The organism is Pseudomonas sp. JV245A (assembly GCF_032424515.1).
In the GTDB taxonomy this organism is placed as follows: domain Bacteria; phylum Pseudomonadota; class Gammaproteobacteria; order Pseudomonadales; family Pseudomonadaceae; genus Aquipseudomonas; species Aquipseudomonas protegens.
The window spans coordinates 74,212-81,958 of sequence record NZ_VYKE01000011.1; the positions used below are offsets into that span (position 1 = coordinate 74,212).

At 64.9% G+C, this 7,747-nt stretch carries 5 protein-coding genes and 1 riboswitch; of the genes, 3 read left to right on the plus strand and 2 right to left on the minus strand.

Annotation, left to right across the window (positions count from 1 at the left end; genetic code table 11):
- Nucleotides 1–4: 4 nt before the first annotated feature.
- Together F6S12_RS05505 and F6S12_RS05510 are read right to left on the minus strand one after the other, a co-directional pair.
- Nucleotides 5–304, minus strand: coding sequence for a hypothetical protein (locus tag F6S12_RS05505; protein ID WP_015635587.1), 300 nt, complete (start codon nt 302–304; stop codon nt 5–7).
- Nucleotides 305–474: 170 nt separating this feature from the next.
- Nucleotides 475–2,625, minus strand: coding sequence for a TonB-dependent receptor (locus tag F6S12_RS05510; protein WP_123577829.1), 2,151 nt, complete (start codon nt 2,623–2,625; stop codon nt 475–477).
- A gap of 105 nt (nt 2,626–2,730) precedes the next feature.
- Nucleotides 2,731–2,936: riboswitch (cobalamin riboswitch) on the minus strand.
- A gap of 362 nt (nt 2,937–3,298) precedes the next feature.
- Between F6S12_RS05510 and F6S12_RS05515 the strand changes: the two genes are divergently transcribed.
- The 3 genes from F6S12_RS05515 to F6S12_RS05525 all read left to right on the plus strand — a co-directional run.
- Nucleotides 3,299–4,231 (plus strand): NAD-dependent epimerase/dehydratase family protein, encoded by a 933-nt coding sequence (locus F6S12_RS05515; protein ID WP_011061259.1) that lies wholly within the window; start codon nt 3,299–3,301, stop codon nt 4,229–4,231.
- 80 nt (nt 4,232–4,311) lie between these two features.
- Nucleotides 4,312–7,122, plus strand: coding sequence for a bifunctional glycoside hydrolase 114/ polysaccharide deacetylase family protein (locus F6S12_RS05520; RefSeq protein ID WP_015635589.1), 2,811 nt, complete (start codon nt 4,312–4,314; stop codon nt 7,120–7,122).
- Nucleotides 7,100–7,747: tetratricopeptide repeat protein (locus F6S12_RS05525; protein ID WP_315868779.1), on the plus strand; the 648-nt coding region annotated here is incomplete at its 3' end. The genes F6S12_RS05520 and F6S12_RS05525, both read left to right, overlap by 23 nt.

Below are 7,747 nucleotides of genomic sequence, written 5' to 3' on the forward strand. Positions count from 1 at the left end.
CGTGTTAAACCGCCTCTTTCAGTAACTTCTCGATCTGCGCCAGCTCCCAGGTACTGAGCAGGCTCACCGGGTCGGTGCCGAAGCGTTGCCGCGTATCGAGCTGCCAGACATCGCCTTCGGCGCTGCGGCAGCTCTGGCAGTGATGCAGATGCCGGCCATCGAAATCCAGCAGCAACTGCCAACCCTCGATATCCACCTGCACCTGGCCAGCGCCCGAATGGCTGGCGCCGGGCCGTAGGGGGTAAACGCCAAGGGCGGCATCGCGCAGGCGCTGGCAGACATCTCGGGCATTCAGGCAGGGCATGGGGCTCTCGCGGGCAGTGCAGGGACGAAGGCGCTCAGGATATCCATCGACTGCGTGGGTGCAAGTGCCGATTGGTCGCTGTCCGACGCTGGCCCGGGCCAGTGGCTGGCGAACTCACTGCACGCCTTAAATGGCGCCGCAAAGCCCAGGGCCTTGCGGCAACCCCTCGATCAGAAGCTGTAGTCGGCGGTGACGAACAACGAGCGCGGTTCACCCATCAGCCATTGCTGGCCGCTGTTCTGTTGCGCCGCGGCATAACGCCGGTCCAGCAGGTTGTTCACCTGCAGGCCCAGGCGCACATCGGGCAGGGCCTGCCAGCCGAGGTTGGCATCCAGCACCGTGTAGCCGGGTACATCGACGCTATTGGCGGTGTTGGCATAACGCGCATCGACGTAGCGCAGGCCCATGCCGGCTTCCAGGCTCGGGGCCAGGGCCTTGTTCAGCCACAGGTTGGCGGTGCGTCGCGGCACGTTGGTGGGGCGATTGCCGGCCCGGGACACCGCTTTGCCAGAGACCACCTCATCGAAGTCATCGTACTCGGCACGCACCACCGAGGCGTTGGCCGAGACTTGCCAGCCGTGATCCAGGGCCAGCTCCAGCGAGGTTTCCAGGCCGTCGGCGGATTGCTGGCCGACCTGCTGCGCCAGGCGGGTCACCGGATCGGTGGTCAAGAGCTTTTTCTTGACGATGTGGTAGGCCGCCAGGGTCCATTCGCCACGGCCGTTCCAGAACTGCTGCTTGAGCCCGAACTCGGTCTGCTTGGCTTCGGTCAGGTCCATCTGCAACTGGCTCGGGTTGAGGCTGATCAGGTTGCTGACCCCGTCTTCACTGGTGGAGTACTGGCCGTACAGCGACAGTTGATCGGTGACCGCGAACACCAGGCCGGCGCGCCAGTTGCCGCCGGTGAGGCTGCGATCGGTGCGGGTGCCGGCGCGCAGATCACTGCGATCGATATGGTTCTGGTCGCGGCGGATGCCGGTCACCAGCGACCAGCGCTCCGACAGTTGCAGGCGGTTTTCCGCAAACAGGGCGAAAGTGCGGGTGCTGCTGTCGGTCTGGGGCGAGAAGGGCGAGCGGCTCTGGAAGTAGCCCGGTGCCGGGTTCCACGGATCGATATAGTCGCTACCGATATCCTTGTAGGGCGAGTTGTTGGCCACGCCGAAGCGAATCCTGTTGTACTCCAGGCCGATCACGGTCCTGCTGTCCAGGCCGAACAGCGAGTGGTTGAAGGTGAAGCTCTGGCGATCGCCGATCTGCTCCTGATCGTGCTTGATCTCCAGGTAGTCGCCGCGCAGCAACTGCTCCCGGGAGCTGACCCAGTTGTAGGCTTCGGCGTTGCGCCAGTGGCGGCGGCTCTTGATGTAGTAGAGCTGGTTGCTGGCGCTGAGGTTGTCGCTCAGGGTCCAGTCGGTGTTGAGCCGGGTCCATTCGTCGTTGTAGCGCTGCACGGCGTTGCGCAGGTTGTAGTTCTTGTCCCGCAGGCTGTCGCGGTATTGGCCGGCAATCAGCGGCGTGCCGAAATAGCTGGCGGGTTCGCTTTCACCGCGTTCATGGGCCAGGGTGAAACCGAGGTCGTCGGTGGCTTGCCAGCGTAGCGCCGCGCTGAGTGCCAGGCTGCGTGACTGGCCCTGGTCGACCCAGCCATTGCTCTGCTGCTGGTTCAGGGTCAGGCGGTAGCTCAGGGTGTCGGTCAGCGAGCCGCCGCTGTCCAGGCCCAGTTGCTGGCGATCATGGGAGCCATAGCCCAGGCGCAGGCGGTTGTGGATCTCACCGTCGAAGGGCTTCTTGGCAATCACGTTGATCACCGCGCCGGTGGCGCCTTCCCCGTACAGCACCGAGGCCGGGCCGCGGATCACGTCGATGCGCTCGACCATCCACGGGTCCACCGGGAAGGTCTGGCTGCCGGCGCCGGTGTACAGGCGCGCGCCGTCGAACAGGGTCATCACCGAGGAGTGCCCGGTAAAGCCGCGGGCCGACAGTGCGGTATTGCCGTTGCCCGGGGTGGCGATGCTGGTGATGCCGGGGGAGCGGGTGACGGCATCCTGCACCGTGAGGTTGTTGCGGTTGCTGATGGCGTCGTTGCCCAGGCTGCTGGTGCTGGCCGGAGTCTCCAGGGCCGTGAGGTTCAGCCGCGAGCCGGCGGGCAGGGGCGTGTCCAGAGAGGTTTGCGGGGCGCTGGAGACTCCGCTCACTTGGGTCTCGGGTAAGACCAGGGAGGTTTTCTGTTCAGCCAAGGCCAGGGCCGGGTAGGCCATGCAGGGCAGGAGGGTGAAACACAGCGAGGGGCTCGCCAGGTGTTGCAGCAAGGAGGTGCGGGACATGCGATTCCTACTACTTGTAAGGAATGAATCCCGGAGGGAACAACGCATAGGGAATCGCGGGCAGCCGCGCCCACGAAAACCGGACTGCGCCCGCCCACCGCGGGGTTGTCAAACGAAGTTGCAGGCCGGTCTCCGGGCTTGCGAGGGTCATGAGGCATTCACCTTCCCATGCCTTGGCACAGTGGTCTGTCGAATGCTTCGCTCGCTTACCGTTGCGGGGGCAGCGCCGGACTGATCATCGAAATGACGCACCGGCTTCCCGTTTAACCCCATGCACGGCGGCATGGGACACCTGAAACTGGCGCGCATATGAGCACTGCCGAGCCCTTGCGTCAATGGCATGTGGCCATCTACGGCGGCGGTTTCAGCGCTTTATGCCAGGCAAGTCAATATATTGACCTATTTTTCCTGGCGCTTAAATAATCGACAAATATCGACGCATTATTGACGATTTTGCTTTTCTGACCCAGTATGTCGGCGCTGAGCGATTGATTATCTTGAGTTTTTTTTGACGCCAAAGCGCTGAACTCTGCTCCGAAAATAGGCGAAACAGCCTATGGCGCAGAGCAGCCACTAAAAACATGACGGCCAGGATGGCAAGTAGCCAGGGCTGATCCGTTGGCTGTGCTAGCTTCAGACGGCGTAGCCGCGATATTTCTCTTTGGAATGATCTATGTCTGCCGAACGGATACTGGTTACTGGGGGTGCTGGTTTTATCGGTTCTCACCTCGTGGATGCACTGCTGGCCAAGGGTTATGCGGTGCGGGTTCTGGATGACCTTTCCACGGGCAAGGTCGGCAATCTGCCCATGGGCGATGCTGGCCTGGAACTGCTGGTGGGGGATGCCGCCGATGCGGCACTCCTGGCGGATGCCGTTCAGGGCTGCGATGCCGTGGTGCATCTGGCTGCTGTGGCGTCGGTCCAGGCTTCGGTCGAAGACCCGGTGGCCACCCACCAGAGCAATTTCATCGCCACCCTGCGCCTCTGCGAGGCGATGACCGCGGCCGGTATCCGCCGCGTGGTGTTCGCCTCCAGTGCGGCGGTCTATGGCAATAACGGCGAGGGCACGCCGATTGCCGAAGACACCCCTAAATCTCCCCTCACGCCCTACGCGGCGGACAAGCTCGCCAGCGAGTACTACCTGGACTTCTACCGCCGCCAGCATGGGCTGGAACCGGTGATCCTGCGCTTTTTCAATATCTTCGGCCCGCGCCAGGACCCTTCATCGCCGTATTCCGGGGTGATCAGCATTTTCAGCGAGCGGGCCAAGGCCGGGCGGCCCATCACCCTGTTCGGCGATGGCGGGCAGACCCGCGACTTCGTCTATGTCGCGGACCTGGTGAAGATCCTGGTGCAGGGCCTGGAATGCCCCGCGCCGGCAGCCGATGCCACCAATGTCGGGCTCGGCGGGGTGACCACCCTCAACGATCTGATTGGCGCCCTGCAGCAGATCAGCGGCAAGCCGCTGCAGGTGAGCCACGGCGCGACCCGCTCCGGGGATATCCGCCATTCCAAGGCCGACAACCGCCGCTTGCGCGAGCGCTTCGACCTGGGCACGCCCAGCAGCCTGGCCGAGGGCCTGGAACGGCTTTACCGCAGCCTTTAGTTCGTTGCCTTAGGGGCGCCCGCCATGGCGGCTGCCCTAGAGCCTGATGTTGTGCAGATTGATCTACTGAAGAGTGAGTTATGGATATCGAGTTTCGCAGGGGGCATGTCTGCAAAGTGGTTCGACGCCTGTTTACCGCATTGGCCTTGTGTGCCACCAACACCCTGGTGCAGGCCGCACCCGCGGCGCCCGCCAGTGTCGGGTTCTGGTACGCCGAGCAGCCACCCTTGCAGGAGCTGGCGCAGTTCGAATGGGCAGTGGTCGAGCCCGGCCATATGGCCAGCGCCGATGTCGCCACCTTGCGCAAGCTCGGCAGCCAGCCGTTCGCCTACCTGTCGGTAGGGGAGTTCGACGGCAACCGCGCTGCCCTGGCCAAGCAGGCCCTGGCCCAGGGCGCGAGCCCCGTGCGCAACAAGGCCTGGGACAGCCAGGTGATGGACATCGCCACCCCGGCCTGGCGCGAACACCTGTTCAAGCGTGCCAAGGCGCTGCAGGACCAGGGCTACGCCGGCCTGTTCCTGGACACCCTGGACAGTTTCCAGTTGCTCCCCGAGGCCGATCGCGAACCGCAACGCAAGGCCCTGGCCTCGTTCCTGCGGGAACTGCACAGCCGGCTGCCCAACCTCAAGCTGTTCTTCAACCGGGGCTTCGAGGTACTGGGCGAGCTCGATGGCGTCGCCTCGGCCGTGGCGGTGGAATCCATCCACGCCGGCTGGGATGCCTCGGCCAAGCGTTACCGCCCGGTTTCCGAAGCCGACCGCACCTGGCTTGAAGGCGAACTCAAGCCGCTGCGCGCACGCAACATCCCGCTGGTGGCCATCGATTACCTGCCGGCCAACCGTCGGGAAGAGGCACGCAAGCTGGTCCGGCAATTGAGCCAGGAAGGCTTTATACCGGTGGTCACCACCCCGGACCTCAACGCCCTGAGCATGAGCACCGTGGAAGTCCAGCCGCGGCGCATCGCCATGCTCTATGACCCGCGCGAAGGGGAACTCTACGATCACGCCGGGCACCGCATGCTCGGTGGCCTGCTGGAATACCTGGGTTACCGGGTGGACTACTTCCCGGTGGACGACAGCCTGCCTGCCTACAGCTTCGCCGGCCTTTACGCCGGGGTGGTGCTGTGGATGACCAGCGGCCCGCCCGAGGACAGCCGTGCCTTCTATAGCTGGGTCGGCCAGCGCCTGGATGAGCAGGTGCCCCTGGCGATCATGGCCGGCCTGCCGATCGAGGACCGGGCGCTGCTCAAGCGCCTGGGGCTGAACCTGGCGGCGCCGGGGGCTCGCGATGCCCTGCATGTGCTGAGCCAGGACAAGAGCCTGATCGGCGCCTTCGAGGCCCCGGTGGTGGCGCGCAGCCGTGAACTGACCCGCGTGAGCCTGCTGCCCGACGGGCCGAAACCAGCCCTGGTGCTGGGCGATGACAAGGGCGGCAAGTACGTCCCGGTGGCCACCGCCGCCTGGGGCGGCATGGCCCTGGCCCCCTATGTGGTGGAGGCCAATGTGGAGCGTAGCCGCTGGATCCTCGACCCGTTCGCCTTTATCCAGAAGGCCCTGCGCCTGCCGTCCCAGCCACGCCCGGACACCACCACCGAGAACGGTCGGCGGATCGCCACGGTGCATATCGACGGTGACGGTTTCCCGTCCCATGCCGAAGTGCGTGGCACCCCGTATTCCGGGCGCCAGGTGCTGGACGACTACATTCGTCCCAACCCGTTCCTGACCTCGGTCTCGATCATCGAAGGCGAAGTCGGGCCCAAGGGCATGTCGCCGTTCCTGGCGCGGGAGCTTGAGCCCATCGCCCAGGAGATCTTCGCCGACCCCAAGGTCGAAGTGGCCACCCACACCTACAGCCACCCGTTCTACATGCAGCCGGAGAAGGCCAAGAAGGACGAGGATTTCCACGCCGAATACGGCCTGCGCCTGAATATCCCGGGGTACAAGACCCTGGATTACAAGCGCGAGATCCTCGGCTCGCGGGACTACATCAACAGCCGCCTGACCACCGCGCAGAAACCGGTGAAGCTGGTCTTCTGGCCGGGGGATGCGCTGCCCAGCGCCGAGACCATCAAGCTGGCCTACGACGCCGGGCTGAAAAACGTCAACGGCGGGCAGACCATCCTGACCAAGGCCAACTCATCGCTCACCGGCCTGTACCCGCTGTTGCGGCCGACCTCGGGCGGCTTGCAGTACTACGCTCCGGTGATCAACGAGAACATGTACACCAACCTCTGGAAAGGCCCGTACTACGGCTTTCGCGATGTGATCGACACCTTCGAGCTGACCGACAGCCCACGGCGCCTGCGCGGCATCCACCTGTACTACCACTTCTATTCGGGCACCAAGCAGGCGTCGATCAAGGCCATGACCGACATCTACCAGTTCATGCGTGGCCAGCAGCCGCTGTCATTGTGGATGAGTGACTACCTGGACCGGGTCCACGGCCTGTACCAGGCAAGCCTGGCGCGGACCGCCAATGGCGACTGGCAGGTACGCGGCATGGACGGCCTGCGTACCTTGCGCCTGGACCCGGCGCTGGGTTGGCCGGACCTCGGCCGCTCGGTGGGGGTGGCCGGGGTGCGCGACTTGCCCCAGGGGCGCTATGTAGCCTTGAGCAGCGATCATGCGCTGTTGGCCCTGCGCCCCGAGCGCGATCCGCGCCCGGCCCTGGAGCTGGCCAATATTCCCCTGCGCGACTGGCGCTATGTCAATGACCGGCAGGTGAGCTTCTCCTTTGCCGGCCAGTTCAACCTGGAATTCTCGGTGCGTTCGGCCAGCGCCTGTCGGGTCGAGGTCCAGGGCCAACGCTACGCCGGCAAGTCCGAACAGGGCCTGTGGCATTTCCAACTTCCCATGAAGCAGGTGAGTGATGCCCAACTCCTCTGCAACTAAGGCCAAGGCGCCCAGCGCGCGGCTGCTCAACCCCTGGGCCTTGCTGCTGGTGGCGATCGCCGTCGGCGTGCTGCTGTGGGCAACCTTTCGCAATGAAGAGGCGTTCCGCCCCAAGGGCGGGCAGCCGGACGAAGTGTCGGCCAGCTACGCCGAGGTGCTGCTGGCCGCACACCCGGAAAACAATGAGCTGCGCACCCAGCTGCTCGACCTGCTGATTCAGCTGGGGGACTACCCCAAGGCGGAAAAACACCTGGCCCAGTGGCAGCGGCCCGATCCGGCGCTCAAGGCCTACTACCGCTTGCAGCTCGATGCCCTGGCGCTGAACAACAGCACCGACAGCGCGGCCCTGCAGGCCCTGGCCGAACGTTTCAAGGCCTTTGACTACAAGCCGCTGCCATCGCCGCAACTGGAGCGCCTGGCCACTTTGGCCCTGAGCGCCCAGGCCCCGGGGCTGGCGGCGGATGCCTATGCCGAGCTGGCGCGGCGCGACCCGACACGGCGCGAGCAGTGGCTGCCTGAAGCCGCCAAGTGGTACCAGGCCAGCGAACAGCCGGGGCGCGCGGCCGATCTCTATGTGCAGTTGCTCGATGCCAGCCAGACCCCCGAGGCGCGTCGGCAGTTTCTG

Coding starts and splice junctions, on each gene's coding strand:
- F6S12_RS05505 (WP_015635587.1), bottom strand. CDS start 304: ATGCCCTGCCTGAATGCCCGAGATGTCTGCCAGCGCCTGCGCGATGCC.
- F6S12_RS05510 (WP_123577829.1), bottom strand. CDS start 2,625: ATGTCCCGCACCTCCTTGCTGCAACACCTGGCGAGCCCCTCGCTGTGT.
- F6S12_RS05515 (WP_011061259.1), top strand. CDS start 3,299: ATGTCTGCCGAACGGATACTGGTTACTGGGGGTGCTGGTTTTATCGGT.
- F6S12_RS05520 (WP_015635589.1), top strand. CDS start 4,312: ATGGATATCGAGTTTCGCAGGGGGCATGTCTGCAAAGTGGTTCGACGC.